The organism is Streptomyces sp. PCS3-D2 (assembly GCF_000612545.2).
In the GTDB taxonomy this organism is placed as follows: domain Bacteria; phylum Actinomycetota; class Actinomycetes; order Streptomycetales; family Streptomycetaceae; genus Streptomyces.
This window is the reverse complement of the sequence record NZ_CP097800.1, coordinates 1,477,002-1,497,552: the sequence shown is the minus strand read 5'-3', so window position 1 is coordinate 1,497,552 and position 20,551 is coordinate 1,477,002. Positions and strand designations below refer to the sequence as shown.

Here is a 20,551-nt window from a genome sequence, read left to right as displayed (position 1 = left end):
GTGATGTCACGGAACCGAAGGCGCCTGGCGGCGTGGCTGCTCGCCGGTGTGGTGCTGGCCGTCGCCCTCACCCTCTACGACGCCGACCGCACCGGGGTGAGCGATCCGAAGGCCGGGCCCTCCGCGACGCCGTCGGCGACCCTCCCCGGGACGGCGGCGCCCGCACCCACCGCCACACCCGGCCCGTCGGCCACACCCGGAACCTCGGCCACGCCCTCCCCGTCGGCCCCGCCGGGCACCGGCGAACCGTCGCCCTCCGCCTCCGCCTGCACCTCACCCGGGGCCTGCGGATACCCCGACGCGGACAGCACCGGCCCGCGCATCGCACTGGAGCGGCACGACACCGGCAACATGTCGGTCAAGAAGGACGGCACGGTCATCAAGGGCTGGGACATCCGCGGCTCCCTCGACATCTACGCCAACGACGTCACGATCATCGACAGCAAGATCACCTCTACGAACTGGTGGGGGGTCAACCTCCGTCCCGGCTACAGCGGCCTGAAGGTCCTGCACACCACCATCACCGCCGTACCGGGCAAGGGCCCCGACAACGGAGGGGTCAACTACGCCGTCTCCAACATGGGTGGCAGCTCCGTCGAGGTCGGCTGGTGCGACATCTCGGTCTTCGGCAACGCCCTGTCCATGGGCCAGGGCAACCTGCACGACAACTACGTGCACGACCTCGTCGCCTTCCGCAACCAGGGCGGTGAATGGCAGCACATCGACGCCGTCATCAGTGGCGGCGGCAACAAGGGCCGGCTGACCGTCCGCCACAACACCCTGCTCAACTCCACCCCCGTGGACAAGGGCGCCACCGCCGCCATCGGCCTCTTCGCCGACACCGGGACCGTTTCCTCCGTCGTCGTCGAGGACAACTGGCTGGCCGGCGGCGCGTACGCGCTCTACGGCGGCGGCCCGGGCGCCACCGGCATCCGGGTCACCGGCAACGTCTTCTCCACCCAGTACCACCCGGCCAGTGGCGCCTACGGCCCGGTCACCGCCTGGAACGCCGGCGGCGCCGGGAACGTGTGGAAGGACAACCGCATGTCCGACGGCCGCCCGGTGGAACCCGCCTCCTGACCCCCACACCACGTCACGACGGAGAGTGCGACATGCGCCGTATCGCCCGGGCCCCCTGGGAACTGCTCAAGCGGGCCTTCGGCTGGCTGGTGCTCTTCGAGGCCCGCAACAAGGTCCTGCTGCTGCCCTCCGCCGCACGGCTGCGCCGCTTCGAGGACGCCGAGACCACCCGCCTCGCCGCCCTTCTGGGACGGCCCCCGGCCGCCCGGGTCGCCACCGTGATCGCCACCCACCGCCGCCCCGACGCACTGCGCGCGGCGGTCCGCTCGGCCCTCGCGCAGACCGTCACCGACCAGGTGGTCATCGTCGTCGACGACGGAGCGGGGCTTCCCGAACTGCCGGTGGACCCACGCCTGTTCGCGGTCTCCCTGGCCCGGAACACGGCGACCGCCGGAGTCGTGCGCAACGTCGGCATCCGGCTCACCCGCTCCCGGTACGTGGCCTTCCTCGACGACGACAACCTGTGGGAGCCCGACCACCTGGAGCAGGCCCTGGCAGCACTGGACGCCCCCGGCGGGCCGGACGCCGTCTACACCGCACTGCGCAGGGTGCTGCCCGACGGCACCGAGCGCGACGTCCTGTCGGTGCCCTTCGACCGCCGGCGCGCCGCTCGCGAGGCCTTCCTGGACACCAACGCCTTCGTGGCCCGGCGCAGCCGGGCGCTGCACTTCAGCCGGCTGCGCCGCACCCCCGAGGTGCTGCCCCGCGAGGACTGGGAGCTCATCCGCCGCTACGCCCGCCGCCACGAGGTGCGCCACCTGCCCCGCCCCACCGTCCGCTACCTGGTCAACCCCGGCAGCTTCTACACCGCGTGGGACGGCTGTTCCTGAACCCGCGGTGGACACGGGCCGGGATGAGGCGTTCGGGCTTGGCCGGCTTCTGCCAGGCGCGGCGGAGGTCGGCGGAGAGGGTCGGGTGGGGCGGAGCCGGGTGTGGGCGACGACCAGGAGCCAGGTCCAGCGCTCCACCGCATGGGGACGGTTCGAGCGCGGCAACATGACGTGTCGCATCCCTACACCGTGGGCTCGGGCTCCGTCCGCAGGTACCGGCCCCAGACCTGGGCCTTGCGATAGGGACCGTCCCCGTCACTGTCGTACTGCGGCGCGTCACAGGTGACCCAGTACAGAGGAGGAGAAGGACCTCGTCGACCCGGACGCCCCCGAGACCCGCAACAACGCGGCCGTGGTGCGGGAAGCCGCCACCAAACTTGCCGAGAAGTACAGCTGCGAGGCGTAGGCCCGGCGTCAGCAGGGGCAGTCGGCGTGCACGGCCCCGCTGACGCCGGCACGATGACCTGCCTGACGGCAGAGTGCTTCGCTCGGGGCGGGGCCGCACACCGGCGGAGCGCCAGGCCGTGTCGGGGTCTGAGGAACATCGGTGTCAGATCGTGCGCTAAGCCCGCATCGGCCCTGGTGGGCGGCCGACGGGTCATCAACGGCGAGGTCGATCTGAAGTCGTCCCACGGATATCGCCCTAATATCTGCGGTATCTTGATCCGTCACCTGCGGTGACGTTCTACGGCCGCTGCGTGGAGCGGCCCTGTTATCTGCGGCAAGGGGGAAGCGGTGTCCACTGTCGTGCAGCTGCCGATCGGGAAGGCGTTGACCGTCCGGGCGGCGGTCGACGTGTTCCTCGACTCGCTCGGCAACCCGAACACGGTCCGGAACTACGGGATCGGGGTCGGCAAGACCGCCGAGCGGATCGGGGAGGGCCGGCCGCTGGCGTCGGTCGCGGACGACGAGATCGGCGAGGCCCTCGAACTGCTCTGGGGCACCGCGGCGGTCAACACCTGGAACTCGCGCCGGGCCGGGGTGCTGTCCTGGCTCAGCTGGTGCCGGGAGCGCGGCTACGACGGACCGGCGGTCCCGGCCTGGGCGAAGAGGCTGGCGGTGCCGGACTCCGACACCCCGGCCCGCTCGAAGATGGCGATCGACCGGCTGATCGCCCGGCGCGAGGTGCATCTGCGGGAGAAGACGCTGTGGCGGATGCTCTACGAGACCTCAGGGCGGGCGGAAGAGATCCTGGGCGTGAACATTGAGGACCTGGACTTCGCGGGGCGTCGCTGCCCGGTGAAGTCGAAGGGTGCCCGGGCCAAGGCCCGTCGCCGCGGCCAGGTCCGTGAGGACTATGTGCTGGAGACCGTGTATTGGGACGCCGGCACGGCCCGGCTTCTGCCCCGGCTGCTGAAGGGCCGCACCCGCGGGCCGGTGTTCGTCACCCACCGCAAGCCCGGCCCCGGCAAGGTCGTCAGCCCGCGTGACGTCTGCCCGGACACCGGGTTCGCCCGGCTGTCGTACGGGCAGTCACGAGCCCTGTTGGACGAGCACACGGCCGTACAGGGGCCGGGCACTGGCTGGGACCTGCACGAGTACCGCCACTCTTCCCTGACCCACCTCGGCGAGCGGGGCGCGTCGCTGCTGATGCTGATGGCGAAGTCCCGGCACAAGAAGCCGGAGAACGTCCGCCGCTACTTCAAGCCGTCCCCGGAAACGATCGCCGAGCTCACCAGCCTGCTTGCCCCAGGGGACGCGAGACGCTGAGCCGGGCCGGATGGCCCCACGCATCCCAGACACAGTGACTTGAAGGAGCGGGTACCGGTAAGAACTGTGTCACCGGCTGCGAAGAACGGTGCCGTCCGCCTGAGCGCGCTTCCCGAACGGCCGGCTGCCCCGGACTTCGATACGGACGACCTGGCCGCCCGGCCTCGACGGCCGGGAACGCTCGGCCACCAGGCATCATCGGGCAACACCACACGGACAGGAGCATCTCCATGGCCACCCCAACCCCGCCGCAGGGACAGCCCCCGCACAATCCCCACCAGCCGCCCTACCCGGCACAGCCCTACGGGCATCAGCCGCCCTACCCGCCGCAGCCCGGGATGCCGCAGGCACCGGGTGCTTGGCCTTGGCCGCCACCGCAGCCGGTCAAGCCTGGCATGAGTACCGGAGCGAAGGTCGGCATAGGCTGCGGCGCCATCGTCGGCGCGCTCGTCCTCATGTCCGGGTGCGCGGCGATCCTCGGCGCCGGGAGCGGCAACGCCACAGGCGGCGAGAGGCAGACCCGTGCCACCGCGCCGTCCGGGGCCTCGTCCGCGTCCACTGAGGCCAAGCCAGCGCCAACGAAAGAGAAGAATGAGACTCCGCCGGTCACGCTGACAGCGGAGAAGGCCGTATTCAAGCCGACGGCACTGCACGACGGCAGTGACTACACCGCGGTCCAGGTCACGGTCGTCAACAACTCCGATGACACGGTTTCTGTCAACCCGCTCTACTTCGAGGTCACGGACTCCGACGGCGTTAAGCACTCCGCCGAGATCTTCGGCGCCGACGACAACCTTCAGGCAGTCAAGCTCTACAAGGGCGAGAAGGTCACCGGCACGATCACCCTCAAGGGCAAGATCACCCCCGCGAAGGTGTACTTCCGCAAGAGCGGATTCGGCACCACCTACAGCGCGCCCGTCAAGTAGTGCTGCCGCACGGACAGGGCCGGACCCAAAGGTAGTGGGTCCGGCCCCTTCCTCATTCTTCCAGCCCGGCTGCCTCACTCGACGATGGTCCGTCAGACAGATCGGCCGAAGATGCTCGGGCCACCTCCACCCAGGTCGGCGACCACTCGTGTTGTCCAGCATTCTGTTCACCAGGCGAGGGACGGACTGAGGCGGTACGGCGACGAACGAGCTGAGCGGCTATTCGGCCGTCGGCTCGATGTAGGTGTTGTCGAACCAGTCGAGAAACTCGCGGACGGTGCCGATCTTGGCGACCCGGGCGTGCAGCGCCTTCTGGTCGTGCCCGGCCAGGAACCAGCCGCCGGCGACCGGTTCGCCGCACCCGCACCCGCACAGGCGGGTGTCGTGCGGGGAGTCGAAGTAGGTGATCGGGTTCCGGGCCGAGTCCACAGGAGTCTTCTTGTCCACGTAGGCGTCGTAGACCGCGTGGCCCGCCTTGAGAAACCTGCCCTCGATCGCCTTGCGCCCGCCGGCAACCGGAACCAGCTTGTCGATCTCGATGGCCATGCGTACGGTGCCGCGGGCGGAGAGCAGCGCGTACTGCTCCTTCTCCGCCCGCTCACCCAGGACCCAGCAGCCCCGGTTGGCCTGGAAGAGCGCTTCGTCGCTCATGTTCTCGTGCCAACCGACATAGCTACGCCCCAGCTGGTCCTCCTGCGGCTCGACGGGCCGCATGTCGCCGAGAGTGATGTGGATCATGATCCGCCCCCAATAGGTGGATACCCGGGGCCTCTTACCCTGGCATCTATCGGCATCCTGGCAGAACCGTCCGGATACCTGCAACCCCTTGGATGCAAGGTCTTCGGTTAGGGGTGCAGGTGAGATCCCCGATCTCGGCGGCGGTGGCCTTCTACCCGCCGCAGTCGACCTCCCGCCACATGGCCAGCCCGTCGCCGTTCAGCCTGCCGGACTCGTTGGTGGTGCTGACGATCCGCCGCTGCACGGCCCGTACCTCCGGGGCGACCTCCCCGGTCATCTCCGTCTCCTTCATCCCTACCGGCGTCCACGGCGGGCGCCCTCTGCACGGATCAACGCTCCAGGCCCGCACACGGCCCGGTCAGACTTTCCGCCCGATCGCCCCGCGCCGGCGACTACTCCTCGTCGGCGGAAGCGTTCTTGTCCCGCAGGGGCCGCAGCCCGCCGGGCAGGTCGGGAAGCTGGAAGGAGTACCGGCCAAGCATGTTGACGTGATGCCGGACGAACGGGGAAAGGCGCGCGACGTCCTCGTCCCGGACGTCGAAGCCGTCGGCGCGGAGCTGGGTGACGGCGGCGTCCGTGTAGCGGGTGTTGAAGAGGACCAGGGCGTTGAGGACGAGGCCGAGGGCGCCGATCTGGTCCTCCATGCCGTCCTGGTAGCGCTGGTAGAGCTGCCCGGCCCGGCCGTGGAAGATCTTCCGTGCGAGTGCGTGCCGGCCTTCTTGGAGGTTGGCCTGCACCTTGATCTGGCGCCGGTAACCGGGCTCGTCGGCCAGACGCAGGATGTGCAGGGTCTTCGCGATCCGCCCGTAGTGCGCGATCGCGTCGCCGAGCGGGGTCGGACGCCCGTCGCGGGACAGCATCCGGATCACGTCGTACGCGCGGACGGCGCCGGTGTGGATGGAGCCGATAATCCGCAGGATGTCCTCCCAGTGCCGCTCGATGCGGGCGAGGTCGACCCGGCCACGGGCCGCGCCCTGGAAGGCGCCGTAGTCGGCCGTGCGGTCGATGCGCCACATCTTCTGATCGGGCAGGTCCGCCAGCTGCGGCGCGTACGCGAACCCGGCGAGGGTGAGCAGGCCGAAGACGATGTCGGAGTACGAGGCGGTGTCGGTGACGATCATCTCCGGACGGCGGCCGCCGTCGCGGTCGTAGAGAACGTCCAACACGTACAGGGAGTCGCGCGGGGTGCCGGCCACGACCTTCCCTCCGAGCCCGGCGGCCTGGTCATTGATCATGTTGAGCCAGGTGGCGCCGCCCCGGCGGCCGAAGTACTTCGGGTTCGGCCGCGCGTACACGCTCGGCACCGGGACGACGAATCGCATCCCGTCCACCGAGGCCACGAGCCCGCCGCCCCACGCCTGGGCGAGACCGATGGACGCCTGGTGCTCGATCAGGGTCGCGTTCGCGGCCCGGTAGGTCGCGAGCCGCAGGTAGGTCTGGTCGACGTGGGACAGCCGCCCGTACTTCAGCGCGTCGGCCCCGCCGATCACGGGGGTGTAGCCGACGTTGCAGCCATGGGCGACGAGCAGCGCGGCGATCGTGACGTGCAGGTCCCTCAGCCTGGCCTCGCCGCCGGTGACCGACGTGAACGCCTGGTCGGCGCCGGTCCACGAGAAGACCTCCAGCAGCACCTCCGGCAGATCCACACGCGGCAGCATCGCGTTCACCGCCGCCCGCAGATCCAACAGGGAGGCCGGTTCGGGCTCCGGCTCCAGCGCGGCAAAGTGCAACCTGCCGTCGTCGTCGAAGACGATCTGCGCGTTGTCCGGCAGGCGCCCGGCGACCTCCCGGTACGTGCCGTCCAGCAGCGCCGCCCGAACGGCCAGGTGCTCGCCGGCCTCTCCGGGCAGTCCGAGCGAGGCCAGCACGGTCGGCCTGGCCTGCTCCCACGCCTCACCGGCCAGCAGCTTCGCCCGCGGATCGCCCCACTTCGAGGAATTCTTCGCGAACACCTGCTTGCTCCGCAGCATCCGGTGCAGCTGCTCCAGGACGCAGAAGGTGTACGCCTTCCAGTCCACCGTGCCCGGCTCCAGGTGCGGAGCCGAGAGCACCAGGCGCCGCCACGAGCCGACCAGCAGGCCGGCGTCGATCTCGGCCGGGCCGACCTTCTTGCGACCCATGAGGTCCGGCAGCGACTTGAGCGCGTCCAGCACGGCCTCGCCCTCGGGGGTGGCGCCGAAGTCGACGATTTCGACCAGGAGCTTGAGGAACGGCCGGACGGTGCCGAACCGGCTGACCAGCATGGACCGCCACGCCTCGTCCGCATCGGAGTCCAGCGGCGGCGTCAGCTCGAACAGCGCGGCGATCGCGGCGGCCAGCTCGTGCCGGGGCACCACCGCCTCTATCCGCTCCCACATCGCCTCGAACGACTCCACCGCCGGGCCGGTGACCTCCCCGGTGTCGGCGTCGACCAGCTCGCTCGTGGTGTCGAACACGACCTGGAACGCGGTCGCCAGCTTCGCTGAGGCCCGTTCGACGCGCGGCAGCGTCTTCATCTTCTCTTTGACGGTCTCGCGCTCGGCCTTGGCCAGCAGCTTCGTCGCGATCAGCACCTCCAGGAGGTCGAGCGCGTCGTCGACGGCCCGAGTCGTCAGGTAGACCGTTGTGGCCAGCAGCGTCGCCAGTCGGCGGGAATCGCCGTGGCGGCGCAGCAGCGATGCCTTGCCGTCCACGCCGTACCGGGACAGCTCCGCCAGCCGCCGAGGCGGGATCGCCGATGTGTCCAGGGTCCCCATGCCGAGGGCGGCGATCTCTTCCGCCCGCTGGAGCGACCACTTCATTTGCGGACCCGACACCCGTACCGGACCGCGTCGCAGCCGGTCCAGCTCCGAGACCCGCTCGCCGGGCGGCACGGTCAGCAGTGAGTCCAGCACCGCCCGCTGACCGACGCTCAGCAGCCCGTACAGCGTGTCCCACAGCCGCTGGTTCGCCGCTTCCCGCACTGTGCCCACCAGCCGGGCCAGACGGCTCGCTCCCGGCAGCAGCACCCGCCCCTCGCGCAGCCAGCCCGCCGCCGCGTCGAACAACGCCTTCGGCCCGTCCCCGGTCGTCCAAGCCCGCGCGTCCAGCCAGACCACCAGATCGTCTCGGACCTCGGCGAAGTCCCGCCAGCCTCCGGACTCCTGGATCTCCCCGGCGTGCGTACGGGCCGTACCGTCCCGCTCGCCGTACAGCTTCAGGCACGAGACGTCCGCGATCTCCAGCTGCTCGGCCAGGTACTCGGCCACCTCCGCCGGCACCTGCCGCGGATCCGGCATGAACCGGCCCAGGAACCGCACGCTCGTGAGCTGGACCGCGAACCCGAGCCGGTTGTGAGCCCGGCGCTTGGCCTGTACCGCCTCCCGGTCCGCGTCGTCCAGGAAGAAGTACCGCTCCAGCTCCGCCCGCGAAGGCACCTCGTGAAACGACCCGTACCGGGCCGCCTGCTCGTCCGTCAGGAACTCGACCGCCACAACAGCTCTCCGAAGATCGACAACAACGACCCTCGAAGGCTCCGACGCTCAATCACCCCAGGTCAAAGCCCCAACCGGTCCGGAGAACCCTTAGCGCACGATCTGACATCGATGTTCCTCAGACCCCGTGTCGAAGGTGAGACCGCCGGGGTCGGGCCCGTACCGGACGCCATACCTGCCGGCTGGTGCGGGGTGTGGCCCTGATGTGTGGGTGCAGTGATGCTGTTCGGGGCCCGTTGGCCGGGTCGAGCATGGTGACGGTTCCCAGCACGAGCAGGCGGCCGACCAGGCTGACGATCTGGACGGATCTCGGCCGTGCGCCCCGCACGAGTCGATGCCTGCGCCCGCAGGCTACGACCTCTGAGAGGGCGGTACGCAGGTTGATGCCCTGTTTCGGATGAGGGCGAGGCCGTGTTGGTCGGGTCAGGGGCCGAGTTCCGCGATGATGGCGCCGCGCAGGAGCTGCCGGGAGCGTTCGAGGGTGAGGGTGCCGCTGAGCCAGCGTTTGCTGAGTCCTTCGACGAGGGCGGTGAGCCGGTGGGCGGCGTCGTCCGGTGAGATGTCGGGGGTGGCGCGGCCGGTCTGCTGGGCGCGGTGGATCAGGTCGCTGGTGTAGTCGTTCCAGCTGTCGGTGGTGGTGCGGAGCTGGTCGCGCAGTTCAGGCTGGAAGACGGCGGTGGAGCGAAGTTCGCCCCAGGCGGTGCTGTTCTCGACGACGGCGGGGGTGTCCTGGAGTTCGAGGAGCAGCATCTCTTCCAGGTGGCCGCGAGGGTCGGTGTCGGGGTCGCTGGTGGGCTGGGTGTAGTGCTCGGCTCGGGTGTTGATGAAGTCGAGTGTGCGGGCGAGGAGACCGGCCCGGTCGCGGAAGTGGTAGTAGATCAGCGAGGTCGACACGCCGGCCTCCTCGGCCAGCTCTTCGACTCGCAGGCCCCTGATGCCGCGCTGCGCGATGACGCGGGCGGCGGCTTCCAAGATGGCGGTGCGGCGGGCGGACACGGTTCGGCTCCCTAGGAAGGTTCCAGGCGGCGACACAGGCAATGCTACCGTCTCGCATTGACTGAAATTTCAGTCAGGAATTCTTCCGTCCGGGATGGGAGCCGTGTCATGAGGAGACCGAACCGCCGAACCGTGCTGAGGGACGGTGTGGCTGCTGCGCTGGCCGCCGCGGGGTTGACAGCCTGTGCCCAGAACCAGGAGAAGAAGTCGGGCCGGCCGTCGGCCGGGGTACAGGAGAGCGCGGTGCCCATTCGGAACCAGGCCGAGCTGTTCATGCCGGCGGAGAGCCGTGAGCATGTCCGCACGTTCATGTCCTGGCCGCCGCTGGACTCGGTCTGGGAGGACATGGCCGACGACGTCCAGCGCGACATCGCGGGTATTGCCCGGGCGCTGGCCGAGTTCGAGCCTGTCGTCATGCTGGCTGCCCCGGAGGAAGTCAAGGCCGCCCGTCGAGCCTGCGGCTCGGGGGTCGAGGTGATCGCGGTACCCACCGACGACCTGTGGATGCGCGACAGCGGCCCGACCTTCGTCCAGGGCCCGAATGGCCTTCAGGGCATCGACCTGCACTTCAACGGCTGGGGCGGCAAGCAGGAACACGAGCACGACGCGAAGGTCGCCCGCGCCGTCCTGGAGTACGCAGGCGTCCCCCGCGTCGACGCGCCGCTGGTGGGAGAGGGCGGCTCACTGGAAGTGGACGGCCGCGGCACCCTCCTGGTCACCGAGAGCTCCCTGGTCAACCCCAACCGCAACCCGGACCTGAGCCGCGACGAGATCGAGAACTCCCTCAAGAACCTGGTCGGCGCCGACAAGGTGATCTGGTTCAACGGCGTCAAGGGCCAGGACATCACCGACTACCACGTCGACTCGCTGGCCCGCTTCGCAGAGAACGGTGTCGTCCTGCTCAGCCGCGCCTGGGCCGGCGACGGCCCCGACGTGTGGACCCGCGCCCACGATCAGGCACGCGGCGTCCTGGAGGGCGCGACCGACGCCCATGGAAGAAGGTTCGAGATCATCGACCTCCCCGAACCCGACCCCACCCGGCTCGGCCGCCGCGGGGAGGATTTCCTCGGCTCCTACGCCAACTACTACATCGCCAACGACGCCGTCCTCATCCCCCGCTTCGGCGACCGCAAGGCCGACCAGCAGGCCGCCGCCGTCATCGGCGACCTCTACCCCGATCGCGAGGTCGTTCAGCTGGAGATCCACACCGTCGCCGAAGGCGGCGGTGGCATCCACTGCGCTACCCAACAGCAGCCCAAGGCCGCAGAGACCAGCAGTTCGTGAAGTGTTGTGCGATTCCCGGCGGGGTTCAGGCAAGGCCGCGGACCGCGGTGCTTGGTCGGCTCCTGCCTCCTGGCGAAGCTGCCGGTGCCGGCTTCGGCGAGGCAATCGAGCTTGAGCAAGCGCTTCAGCGTGGCGCGGGTGCCCTCGATGTTCTTCGGCGGTAGTTCGCAGTCGAGGGCTTCGCAGACGTCGAGGGCCCAGAGGGCCCAGTGGGGGCAGCGGCCTCGTTGAGGACGGCGAGGATGCAGGGATGGTCCGGGTGCTCGGGCAGCTGCGGCGGAGCGGCCAAGAGCCGGTCGGCGAGAGCGGTGATGGCCTTCCGGGTGATCGCGAGGTGTTCGAGGTGGGTCTCTGCCTCCCGCAGCCGAGTCCGGACTTCTTCGATCTGGGGGGCGCCGGGGTCCCAGCGTCCTCACGAACCTGCCTCTGCGGCCCGTCCGGCAGAGCTCACCGCAGGGCCAGCGGGATCTCCGAGGCGAGGCGGGCCAGCTTCTCCGGGTTGCGGACGTAGTAGAGGCCCGCGATGCGGGAGTCCTCGATCCGGAACGTCATGACCCCGTCGAACTCCCCGCCCAGATGGACGGCCAGGGCCGGGCTGCCGTTGACCACGGTCGGTGTCAGGGACATCGCGAGGTTGCGCCGGTCGTTCTTGCCGATACCGCCCGCCACGAAGCGGGCCACCTTCGCGGCACCGGTGATCGGCCGCAGCGCCGCCTGCTTGATGCCGCCGCCGTCGGCCACCAGGACGACATCGGGAGCGAGCACGGCGAGGAGGTCCTGCGGGTCACCGGACTCCAGCGCCTCCCGGAAGGACTCCAGCGCCGCCCGCGTCTGGGCGGCCGAGACCGCCTGCCGCGGGCGCCGCGCGTCGACGTGCCGGCGGGCGCGGTGGGCGATCTGGCGTGTCGCCGCCGAGCTCTTGCCGACCGCGGCCGCGATCTCCTCGTAGCCGACGTCGAAGACCTCCCGCAGGACGAAAACGGCGCGCTCGGTGGGCGACAGCGTCTCCAGGACGAGCATCAGTGCCGTCGACACGCTCTCCGCGAGCATCGCGTCCTCGGCCACGTCCGGCGCCGTGAGCAGCGGTTCGGGCAGCCAGGAACCGACGTACGCCTCCTTGCGCCGGCTCATCGCCCGCAGCCGGTTCAGCGCCTGCCGGGTCGTGATCCGGACCAGGTAGGCGCGCCGGTCGCGCACCTGCTCCAGGTCGACCTCGACCCAGCGCAGCCAGGTCTCCTGCAGGACGTCCTCCGCATCGGCCGCCGATCCGAGCATCTCGTAGGCCACGGTGAACAGCAAGTTGCGGTGCGCGACGAAGGTCTCGGTCGCCGCGCCGGCGCCGTCCTCGCTCATGATGTCTCCTCCGGTTCCAGGGGTACGCCCACAGGACACCGGCCGGCCCGTCCCTGTGACAACACGCGCCGGCCCGGCCGGCTCCCGCCTCCCGCGGGGTTCCCGCGGCCTACGGGGCGCCGTGCGGCGCCGACCGACCGGCCAGGGCCCGGGCCGCCGCCAGGCTCGCGGGGCGACCCAGGGCCGCCCGGGAGGACTCCCGCAGCAGCACGGCCGCCCGGAAGGCGGCGGTGGCCGCGAGGCCGTGACGCCGGCGGTAGAGGCGGACCCGGTTGACCGTCAGCAGCGTCCACAGCCGGGGCGACACCTGGGAATCCCCGCCGAGGTGGGTGGCCGAGGCCGAGGGCTCCAGCCGGGTCACGAAGCCGAGGTCCCTGGCCCGCAGGCAGTATTCGGTCTCCTCCGAGTACAGGAAGAAGGACTCGTCCCACGGCCCGCACGCGGCCAGGCACTCCCCGGACAGTGCCATCAGCGCCCCCGTCGCCCAGTCCGCCACCGTCTCCCGTTCGTACGCCGCCGGGTCGGTGACCAGCTCGCTCCAGTGCGGGAAGCGCCCCGCCCGGCGGTTGCCGATCACCGCCTCGCCCAGCGCCCGGGTCACGCTGGACTCGCGGCGCAGCGAGTGCAGCAGCGTCCGGCCGTCCTCCTCGTACAGCAGCGGGACGCTGATCCCGACCCGGCCGCCGCCGGGCTCCGCCCTGCCCAGCGCGTCCACGAGCACCCCGGCGCAGCCCCGCCGCATCCGGATGTCCGGATTGCACACCAGGGCGGCCCGGAAGCCGCCCTCCCAGGCGGCGGCCGCCGCCAGCGCGGCGTTCACCCCGGCTGCGTACCCGGCGTTGCGGCCGGTCTGGACGACCGTCGCGTCCGGGGCCAGGGAGCGGACGACCTCCACCGTGTCGTCGGCGGAGTCGTTGTCAGCGACGACCAGACGCCAGTCGAGCCCGGCCATGCCCTCCGGCAGCGAGGCGAGGAAATCCGGCAGGACCTCCGCGCTGTTCCAGGTGACGACGAGGACCGCTACCGGGCCGGTGCCGGCGGGGGAGTGGGGAGCTGTTGATCGGCGGGAAGACATGGGTACTCCACGAATCGGGGCTTCGGCGCCGCGCGCCGGATGAAGCCGAGGTAACTGCCTCCGGCGGCGATCGTCAGGAAGAACATCCCGGCGAACATCGGGAAGCTGAGGGCGTCGAAGGTGGCGCTGACGACCAGGGCGACCAGGGCGGAGGCGAAGAACGCCTGCCCCAGTTCCCGGTCGGACTCGCCGACGGCCAGCCGGCGGATCGCGCCGCCCTGGTGGATACCGGCGAGGAAGAGGAACAGGAGCGCGATCAGCCCCAGGAACCCCGTCTCGGCGAGGGTCAGCATGTACTGGTTGTCGGTGAAGAAGTAGAGCTCGGGAATGAAGGTGCCCATGCCGCGCCCGAACAGCGGCCGCTCGTCCAGGTAGGGCACGATCGCGCTGTACTTGACCGTACGGGCCTGGGTGCTGCTGTCGGAGTTCGACAGGAAGGACGCGAACAGCCCCGTGATGGTGCCGATCAGCCCGGGGATGATCACCTTGAAGCAGGCCACCGCACCCACCAGCACCCCGATCGCGGTCCACCGCCGTTGCGGCTTCCAGCGCGGCACCATCACCAGGATCACGATCAGCGCCCCGATGATCGAGGTGCGCGACACCGTCAGCGGCAGCGCCCCGCCCATCAGTGCCACCGGACCCCAGCGGCGCCAGGCCCTCAGATGGCGCCGTACCGGATCGAAGGCCTGCTGGACGGCGAAGGGCAGCAGCAGCGCCAGCATCCCGCCGAACTCCAGCGGCTGCGCCGTGGTGGACCGGGGCCGGGTGAACGCCCCGCGGTCCAGGGTCGTGATCTGGGGGACGCTGGACGACAGCCCCGGGATGCTGATGCTGTCGGCGATGTTGGTCGCGGTGAAGAAGTCGTAGAAGCCGATGGCCGCCACGATCGTCCCCATCACCACGGCCCGGCGCAGCAGCACGTCCAGGCGGGCACGGTCCTGGATCCCGGCGGTGACCAGCACCACCAGCGACACCCACACCAGCAGCGCGATCAGGCCGCGGTCCGCACCGAGCAACTCCTTGCGCACGCTGCCGCGGCCCGCGTTCGCGATGTAGGAGGCCAGGACCGAGACGGCCAGCAGCCACATCGCCACCCGGGGCAGTCGGGTCCCGGGCGCGGGACGGATCCGGCCCGCGAGCCAGGTCGCCAGATACCAGAACAGGGCCAGCAGGGCGAACACATTGGCCGGGGTCCCCACCCCGCCCAGACCCGGCAGCGTCAGGTTGGACGGGATGAAGAACGCCAGCGCCAGGTAGCCGGTGAGCAGGGCGGTGGCGTCCACATGGCGGCCCCGGGACCTACGCCGGCCGGCCCGGCCCGGCCCCGCCGAGCCCTCGGCCGAGCTCTCGCGCCGGCGCCGCCGGGCCGCCGACAGCGCGTCCGCCACGAAGGAGAGGGTGAACCCGACGCTGACGCCGAGGATGAGGACCCCGAGCACCTGCTGGTAACGGCTCTTGAGCTGGGGCACCGGCGTCTGCGGCAGCACCACCGGCGCCGTCTGCACCATGTACGCGGGCTGTACCTTGGCCGCGGCCTGGAGTGCGTTGAGCTGCTCCCCGGCGAAGCCGGTCAGGATGTTCGTCTCCTTGAGCACCTTCTCCCGGTCGGTCCCCGTGACCGTCATCGTCAACAGCGGACCCGAGGTGTTCGCGGCGAACCCGACGGTATAGGGATCGGTCACGCCCAGGCTGTGCAGCTCACGGGCGGCGTCGGCTCCCGACATCGCCCTGATCAGCACGTCCGCGGTCACCACCAGGGCACCGCCCGCGTTGGAGATCGGGTTGCCGAAGGCGGGCGGCAGCTTGGCGGCGGCAGAGGAGTCCAGCAGCGCCACCGAACTCTGCGACTGGTACGCCACGGGCACCGACCGGTACAAGTGCAGCGCCGCCAGCAGGCTGAGCAGCATCGCCGGCACGATCACGTACCAGCGCCGGCGCAGCACCGCGCCCATTTCCCGAATGCTCACGAACACCCCTGCCGGGTAACGGAATTGATGGCGTACCTACCCGGGTCCTGCAAAGATCGGACATGAAGGAAAGGGTGGAAAGGATCCCCGTGTCGCCTGGTGAGTTGGTCCGTGCGCTGCGTCGGCGCTGGTACGTCCTGGTCGTGGCGGTGCTGCTGGCGGCCACCGGAGGGGTGGCGGTGCTGCGGCCCGGACCGGTGCACCTCAGCTCCGCGATCGTGGTGCTCAAACCGCCGGTCACCAGCAGACAGCCGAACCAGCTCGCGAACCTCCAGCCACCGCTCGCCGCCGTCTCGTACGGCGTCGTCCAGCAGCTGGAATCGGCCGAGGGAGGGGCCGAGCTCAAGGCGGCGGGGGTCGCCGGCGCCTACCAGATGACACCGCGCAACAGCGGCACCAGTGTCACCCCGCGCCATCTGATCCCCTCGCTCCAGATCCAGGTGGAGCATTCCGACCCGGACGTGGCCGACGCGTCCGTACGGAAGATCATCGAGATCTACACCCGGCACCTGACCGAGCTCCAGACGCAGCAGGGCATCCCGGACGCCGCACGGATGAGCGTGGACCTCCTGGTGCCGCCGCACGCGGCCGCACGGAACGGTGACCGGGTACGGTCCCTGGCCGGAGTGGCCCTGCTGGCGACGGTCTGCGGTGCGGCCGCCACCCTGTGGACCGACCGGCTCCTGACACGCCGGAACCGGCGCCGGCGCGAGAGCGCCGACGCCGATCCGCAGGTCCCGCCGGTGGAACCGGTGGAGACGGGCCATCAGATCCCTCGGCGCTTCCAGGAACGCCACCACAGCCACTCGCGCCCCCGGTCGGCGACCGCCGACAGCACCAGCGGCTGAAGGTAGGGCATCGCGCGCGGGCCGATCCGCCGGCGCCGTTGCAGCGCCCGGTACTCGGCCAGCGCCGTGTAGCCGTCGGGCAGGCACTCGGCCGCGAACCCCACCAGCTCCTCGACCGGAACCACCGAGGTGCGCCCCCGGTCGTACGCCCGGTAGGCGCGCCGCAGCGCGTACCGGGCGAGCCGGGTGCGCGCCGCACGTGCCAGCCGGTCCGGCTCCGGAAGCAGATCCCCGCACTTGGCCAGCACCGAGTCGAAGGCGACGAGGCGCTGGCGGAGGTCGTCGAGCTGCCCGCCGAAGTCCGTCGTGGACATGTTGTCGCCGTGGACGCGGTAGAAGGCCTGGTCGGCGCCGCGGACGTAGCCCACGTCGGCGTGGGCCGCGAGCCGCATCCACATCTCGATGTCACCGGCGTGAGGCAGCTGCGGATCGTAGCCGCCGACCTTGCGCTGGAGGCTGGTACGGACGACCACCTCGGGCGAGGTGATGCAGCCGGTGCCCTCCCGGAACCGCCGGTCCAGCCACCAGCGGCCCGGATAGACCACCGACCCCGTGGAGCGGGTACGGGCCGCCGGCAGGGGACCGCCGTGCCGGAAGCGCAGCGGCCTGCCGTAGGCGAATCCCGCTTCCGGGTGCGCGTCGAGCAGGGCCGCCGCGCGCACCAGGGCGCCCGGGACCAGCCGGTCGTCCGCCGAGAGCAGGGCGACGTAGTCCCCGTCGGCCCACTCCAACAGACCTTCGTTGTACGTGGCGATGTGCCCCTGGTTGCGCTCGTGGACCCGGACCTCGATCCGGGGGTCGGCCGCCGCCAGCGCGCGTGCCACGTCCGCGGAGTCGTCGGGTGAGGCGTCGTCGATGATCAGTACCCGGACGTCCACGCCCTCTTGCTCGTCGAGGGCGCTCTTGACGCAGTCGGCCAGGAAGTGGCCGTACTTGTAGCAGGGGATCACCACGCTGACCGTGCTCACTGGCCGGACACCTCCGTGGAACCGTCCGCGGACTGGGCCGAGTTCGACAGGGTCGTGGTGAAGACGGGACCCACCCAGTAGTTCACGGATCCGAAGGTGTTCGACGGGAACGCCGTGGCGGAGCCGTACTTGTAGAGCCCGTTGCCGCTGCCGGGCGCGTCCGCCGGGGCCACCAGCGGGTAGGAGCGGTGGGCGGCGGTGAAGTAGCCGCCGTCCACGGAGTAGTTGCCGTTCGGTGCGTGGTAGGAGGCCACGTACGTGGTGCCCGCCGTGATCGGTACGGGTGTTGCGAACTGCAGCTCCTGCCAGCCGGTCAGGGTCTCGCTGCCGAAGGTGCCGGTGGCCAGCAGCGTGCCGGAGGCGGACCACAGGCTGCCCGTGTGGGTGCCGGTGTTACCGGGGCCCTTGTAGAAGGTGACACCGGTGATGTAGCCGTTCACCGCCGACTGGAAGCGGGTTCCGAGCTCCACCGAGTTGGCGTCGTCGCCCACGTTGGCGGTGCTCGGCGTCGCGCTGCCGCTCCACAGGGTGCACGGGCAGTTCACCGCCGGCGGGCTCGCGCTGGTCGTGAAGTTCCACGTGACGGGCGCGGTCATGGCGTTGCCCCACAGGTCGGTCGCCTGGACCGACGCCGTGTACGTGGTGTTCAGCGCGAGCTCGGTGGACGGGGTGAAGGTCGCGCTGTTCGACGCTCCGAGGGCCTTGGTGCCCGGGACGGTGGCGCCGCCCGAGTCCTTCACGGTGAAGGTGAGCTCATCCGCGTCGACGGCCGTGCTGAAGGTGGCCGTCATCGTCGCCGTGATCTGGGTGCCCGTCGCGGCGGACTGCGGCGAGGTCCCGGTGACGGTGGGCGGGGTCGTGCTGGCGGCCGAGGTGTCCAGGACCGCGTCCACCCAGTAGTTGCTGCCGGACGCGGCCTTGTTCGGGAAGCCACCGGTGCCGCTGTAGCGGTAGACGCCGTTGCCGCCGTCGGTCCCGCTCCGCAGCGCCGTGAGCGGGGCCAGGCCCGCGTCGCCGTCGGCGAAGGTGTTGTCGAAGGAGTAGCCGCCGTTCGGCGCGAAGTAGGAGGCGATGTAGGTGGTGTTGGGCTTGATCGGCACCGGGCTGGAGAAGTTCAGCTGCTGCCAGCCGGAGGCGGTCTCGTTGGTGAAGGTGCCGGTCGCAAGGCGCTGGCCGGTGCTGCTCCACAGGCTGCCGGTGTGCGTCCCGGTGTTGGCCGGGGACTTGTAGAACCGGACGCCGGTGATGGAACCGGCCTCCGAGGAGCGGATCTTCACGCCGAGCTCGACGGCGCTGCCGTCACCGGCGTTGACGGTGCCGGGCACGGCCGCGGCGGGCCACACGGTGCACGGGCACTGCTGGGGGCCGACCGTCAGCGGGACCGTGGTGGTCGCGCCGATGTTGACGCTGTCGTCGACCGCACGCACCTGGATCTGCACGGGGCCCGGGGTGGTCGGGGTCCACGTGTAGCTCCAGGTTCCCAGGCCCGTGGTCGCCTTCCAGGTGGTTCCGCCGTCGGTGGAGACCTCGACCCGGGCCACCACGCCGCCGCCGGTGTCCGTCGCCGTACCGGTGACGGTCACCGGCCGCAGGGCCGGGACGGTGGCGTTCGCCGCCGGGCTGGTCACGGTGATGCCGGGGCCCACGGTGTCCGTGGACGCGGTCGAGGCGATCAGGTCGCTCTGCAGGGACTTGGGCTGCACACCCATGTCGGCGAAGACGTTCACGGTGGCCTGCTGCATCCGCTTGTCGGCGGTGACCACGGTGTCGTCGGGGTTGGAGGTGGGCGTGTCGGTCAGGCCCCAGGACCACTGCACGGTGCCCGCGCCGAATACCAGCGCGTGCGAGGTCTGGTCGCGGAAGGCCACCAGACTGTGGGTCGCGGTGCCGTTGCCGTAGGTGTTGCCGTAGTCCTTCAGGAGCTTGCCGTCCTCGATGTCGACCGTCGTGGACGACATCTGGATCTGCCCGGCGGGCCGACTGGCGTTCTCCACGTCACTGTCCCACTCGTAACCGAGCGTCCCCTGCGGGAACACGGCGGTCTGCGAGGGGGTGAGGTTCGCGACGGAGGTGTTGCGCCACAGCCGCTGCTTGGCGAAGGTTCCGGGCACGGTGATCGCGTCGCTGCGGTAGCCGTTGACGCTGAACATCGAGCCGGTCAGCTGGTTCTGCGGCTGGAAGGGGCGCCCGCCGGTGGCACTGGCCGGGTCCATGAAGGTGCCCGTCCAGATCCCGCTCGGGTCGGGGACGCCGTTGGGCTGGGGGAAGGACAGCTTGGTCTCCTTGTACGAGACCAGCGTCCGGTCGGCGGTGTTCGTCCCGTCGATGCTCGGGGCGAGCCGGGTCTTCCAGAAGATCTCGTTGCCGCTGAAGTACGTCTGGTGCTGCCCGGCGCGGCGCGCGTTCAGGACGTTGGTGAACTGCTCCTGGGTCCAGTACTCGTCGTGGCCGGAGGACATGAACACCTTGTGGTTCGCCAGCAGGGCCGCGCCGCGGACCGACGTGTCGATCCCGGACATGTAGCTCACGTCGTAGCCGTTGCGCTCCAGCCAGGCGATCATCTGGAACTCGGAGCCGTAGATCCCGTTGTCCCCGCCGATGTCCATCGGCCGGTTGTAGCTGACCTCGTAGGCACGCCCGTCGGGCGCGGGACCGCCGCCGTCGTAGAGGTCCTGGCCGCCGTAGTTGTTGTACGCCTGCCAGGTCTGGTCGCTGGTCTGCACGACGATGTCGGAGTGGCTGGAGTCCTTGCGGACCACGAACGGGTACGGCATCACGCCGTTGCCGTCCGCCTGGTCGAAGTTGGCGATGTAGAGGCCGGAGACGGCGTCGGCCGGCACGCTCCACGTCGCCGTGGTGGGCCAGTTGCCGCAGTCGACCAGCCCGGTGGATGCCTTGGTGGTGCAGGCGGCCGGGTTCCCGCCCGGCGCGAAGTTCGCCGGGTACGTCTGGGCGGCCTGGGCGGCCGTGGACATCAGCCGGGCCCCGTTGCCCCCGTAGTGGCCGAGGCGGTAGATGGACACCTTGTACGGCGTCGGGGACTGGACCTTGAATTGCACGGTGTCGCCGGGCTGGACGCTCTCCCGGGTGGGGAAGCCCTTGATGTCGCCGTACGCGCTCGGCGCGAACCACTCCTCCTTCGGGGTGCCCGGTTTGGAGTTCTCGCAGACGATCGCGTTCGTGGCGGGACCGCAGGGATCGGCCGCCCCGGCCACCGCGGCCGGGGGTAGGACCGTGGCCATCAGGGCCGCCACCGAGGTGAAGAGACCGTAACGGAGCAGCTTTGTCCGTCTGTTCATGTGGACCTCATTGTTGTCACGC

The 20,551-nt window shown here is 70.5% G+C and carries 15 protein-coding genes and 1 pseudogene; 6 read left to right on the top strand and 10 right to left on the bottom strand.

Translation table 11 applies throughout. The annotated features are described in order from the left end of the window. Nucleotides 1-3 precede the first annotated feature (3 nt). Nucleotides 4-1,080, top strand: a complete 1,077-nt coding sequence (locus tag AW27_RS06210) for a hypothetical protein (protein ID WP_037915539.1) — start codon at nucleotides 4-6, stop codon at nucleotides 1,078-1,080. A gap of 32 nt (nucleotides 1,081-1,112) precedes the next feature. Continuing rightward, nucleotides 1,113-1,910 (top strand): glycosyltransferase family 2 protein, encoded by a 798-nt coding sequence (locus tag AW27_RS06205; protein WP_037915542.1) that lies wholly within the window; start codon nucleotides 1,113-1,115, stop codon nucleotides 1,908-1,910. Here the strand turns inward: AW27_RS06205 and AW27_RS06200 are convergent. Then, nucleotides 1,870-2,072, bottom strand: a pseudogene (locus tag AW27_RS06200) (NF041680 family putative transposase); the annotation flags it as partial. The gene AW27_RS06205 and the pseudogene AW27_RS06200 overlap by 41 nt on opposite strands. Nucleotides 2,073-2,645: 573 nt before the next feature. Here AW27_RS06200 and AW27_RS06195 point away from each other — a divergent pair. Together AW27_RS06195 and AW27_RS06190 are read left to right on the top strand one after the other, a co-directional pair. Further along, nucleotides 2,646-3,620 (top strand): tyrosine-type recombinase/integrase, encoded by a 975-nt coding sequence (locus AW27_RS06195; protein ID WP_037915545.1) that lies wholly within the window; start codon nucleotides 2,646-2,648, stop codon nucleotides 3,618-3,620. 395 nt (nucleotides 3,621-4,015) lie between these two features. Then, nucleotides 4,016-4,546 carry a DUF4352 domain-containing protein gene (locus tag AW27_RS06190; RefSeq protein ID WP_052030006.1) on the top strand — a complete coding sequence of 177 codons (531 nt, stop codon included), beginning with the start codon at nucleotides 4,016-4,018 and terminating at the stop codon, nucleotides 4,544-4,546. Between the two features lie 219 nt (nucleotides 4,547-4,765). Here the strand turns inward: AW27_RS06190 and AW27_RS06185 are convergent, their stop codons facing one another. The 4 genes from AW27_RS06185 to AW27_RS06170 all read right to left on the bottom strand — a co-directional run bounded on the left by AW27_RS06185 (nucleotide 4,766) and on the right by AW27_RS06170 (nucleotide 9,732). Then, a complete protein-coding gene (locus AW27_RS06185) occupies nucleotides 4,766-5,284 on the bottom strand; it encodes a hypothetical protein (RefSeq protein WP_037915548.1) in 519 nt (172 codons plus the stop codon). Nucleotides 5,285-5,435: 151 nt separating this feature from the next. Then, the gene (locus AW27_RS06180) at nucleotides 5,436-5,561 is read right to left on the bottom strand and encodes a hypothetical protein (protein WP_269084398.1); all 126 of its coding nucleotides are present in this window, start codon (nucleotides 5,559-5,561) and stop codon (nucleotides 5,436-5,438) included. Nucleotides 5,562-5,676: 115 nt separating this feature from the next. Beyond that, the gene (locus tag AW27_RS06175; RefSeq protein WP_037915551.1) at nucleotides 5,677-8,736 is read right to left on the bottom strand and encodes a Tn3 family transposase; all 3,060 of its coding nucleotides are present in this window, start codon (nucleotides 8,734-8,736) and stop codon (nucleotides 5,677-5,679) included. Between the two features lie 423 nt (nucleotides 8,737-9,159). Further along, nucleotides 9,160-9,732 (bottom strand): TetR/AcrR family transcriptional regulator, encoded by a 573-nt coding sequence (locus AW27_RS06170; RefSeq protein WP_037915554.1) that lies wholly within the window; start codon nucleotides 9,730-9,732, stop codon nucleotides 9,160-9,162. A 243-nt stretch (nucleotides 9,733-9,975) separates the two neighbouring features. Between AW27_RS06170 and AW27_RS06165 the strand changes: the two genes are divergently transcribed. Then, nucleotides 9,976-11,016 (top strand): agmatine deiminase family protein, encoded by a 1,041-nt coding sequence (locus AW27_RS06165; protein ID WP_236647429.1) that lies wholly within the window; start codon nucleotides 9,976-9,978, stop codon nucleotides 11,014-11,016. A gap of 447 nt (nucleotides 11,017-11,463) precedes the next feature. Here AW27_RS06165 and AW27_RS06160 read toward each other — a convergent pair whose 3' ends face one another. The 3 genes from AW27_RS06160 to AW27_RS06150 form a co-directional block, all read right to left on the bottom strand. Then, entirely contained in the window at nucleotides 11,464-12,369 is a 906-nt protein-coding gene (locus AW27_RS06160; protein WP_037915560.1) for an RNA polymerase sigma-70 factor, read from the bottom strand. Between the two features lie 109 nt (nucleotides 12,370-12,478). Then, the gene (locus tag AW27_RS06155) at nucleotides 12,479-13,444 is read right to left on the bottom strand and encodes a glycosyltransferase (protein WP_052030007.1); all 966 of its coding nucleotides are present in this window, start codon (nucleotides 13,442-13,444) and stop codon (nucleotides 12,479-12,481) included. Next, on the bottom strand, nucleotides 13,390-15,414 hold the full coding sequence (locus AW27_RS06150; RefSeq protein ID WP_078555990.1) for an O-antigen ligase family protein: 2,025 nt from the start codon (nucleotides 15,412-15,414) through the stop codon (nucleotides 13,390-13,392). The genes AW27_RS06155 and AW27_RS06150 overlap by 55 nt, the downstream gene beginning before the upstream one ends. 89 nt (nucleotides 15,415-15,503) lie before the next feature. Between AW27_RS06150 and AW27_RS06145 the strand changes: the two genes are divergently transcribed. Continuing rightward, on the top strand, nucleotides 15,504-16,262 hold the full coding sequence (locus tag AW27_RS06145) for a hypothetical protein (RefSeq protein WP_201773390.1): 759 nt from the start codon (nucleotides 15,504-15,506) through the stop codon (nucleotides 16,260-16,262). Here the strand turns inward: AW27_RS06145 and AW27_RS06140 are convergent. Both AW27_RS06140 and AW27_RS06135 read right to left on the bottom strand, forming a co-directional pair. Continuing rightward, nucleotides 16,181-17,230, bottom strand: coding sequence for a glycosyltransferase (locus AW27_RS06140; RefSeq protein WP_037915562.1), 1,050 nt, complete (start codon nucleotides 17,228-17,230; stop codon nucleotides 16,181-16,183). The two genes, AW27_RS06145 and AW27_RS06140, sit on opposite strands and share 82 nt — an antisense overlap. Further along, complete coding sequence (locus tag AW27_RS06135) at nucleotides 17,227-20,529, bottom strand: DUF4082 domain-containing protein (protein WP_052030008.1); 3,303 nt, start codon at nucleotides 20,527-20,529, stop codon at nucleotides 17,227-17,229. The genes AW27_RS06140 and AW27_RS06135 overlap by 4 nt, the downstream gene beginning before the upstream one ends. Nucleotides 20,530-20,551 lie beyond the last annotated feature (22 nt).

Bases quoted from the DNA above. Each gene is read 5' to 3' on its own strand.
- AW27_RS06210 (WP_037915539.1), top strand. From the start codon at position 4: ATGTCACGGAACCGAAGGCGCCTGGCGGCGTGGCTGCTCGCCGGTGTG.
- AW27_RS06205 (WP_037915542.1), top strand. From the start codon at position 1,113: ATGCGCCGTATCGCCCGGGCCCCCTGGGAACTGCTCAAGCGGGCCTTC.
- AW27_RS06190 (WP_052030006.1), top strand. From the start codon at position 4,016: ATGAGTACCGGAGCGAAGGTCGGCATAGGCTGCGGCGCCATCGTCGGC.
- AW27_RS06185 (WP_037915548.1), bottom strand. From the start codon at position 5,284: ATGATCCACATCACTCTCGGCGACATGCGGCCCGTCGAGCCGCAGGAG.
- AW27_RS06180 (WP_269084398.1), bottom strand. From the start codon at position 5,561: ATGACCGGGGAGGTCGCCCCGGAGGTACGGGCCGTGCAGCGGCGGATC.
- AW27_RS06160 (WP_037915560.1), bottom strand. From the start codon at position 12,369: ATGAGCGAGGACGGCGCCGGCGCGGCGACCGAGACCTTCGTCGCGCAC.
- AW27_RS06155 (WP_052030007.1), bottom strand. From the start codon at position 13,444: ATGTCTTCCCGCCGATCAACAGCTCCCCACTCCCCCGCCGGCACCGGC.
- AW27_RS06135 (WP_052030008.1), bottom strand. From the start codon at position 20,529: ATGAACAGACGGACAAAGCTGCTCCGTTACGGTCTCTTCACCTCGGTG.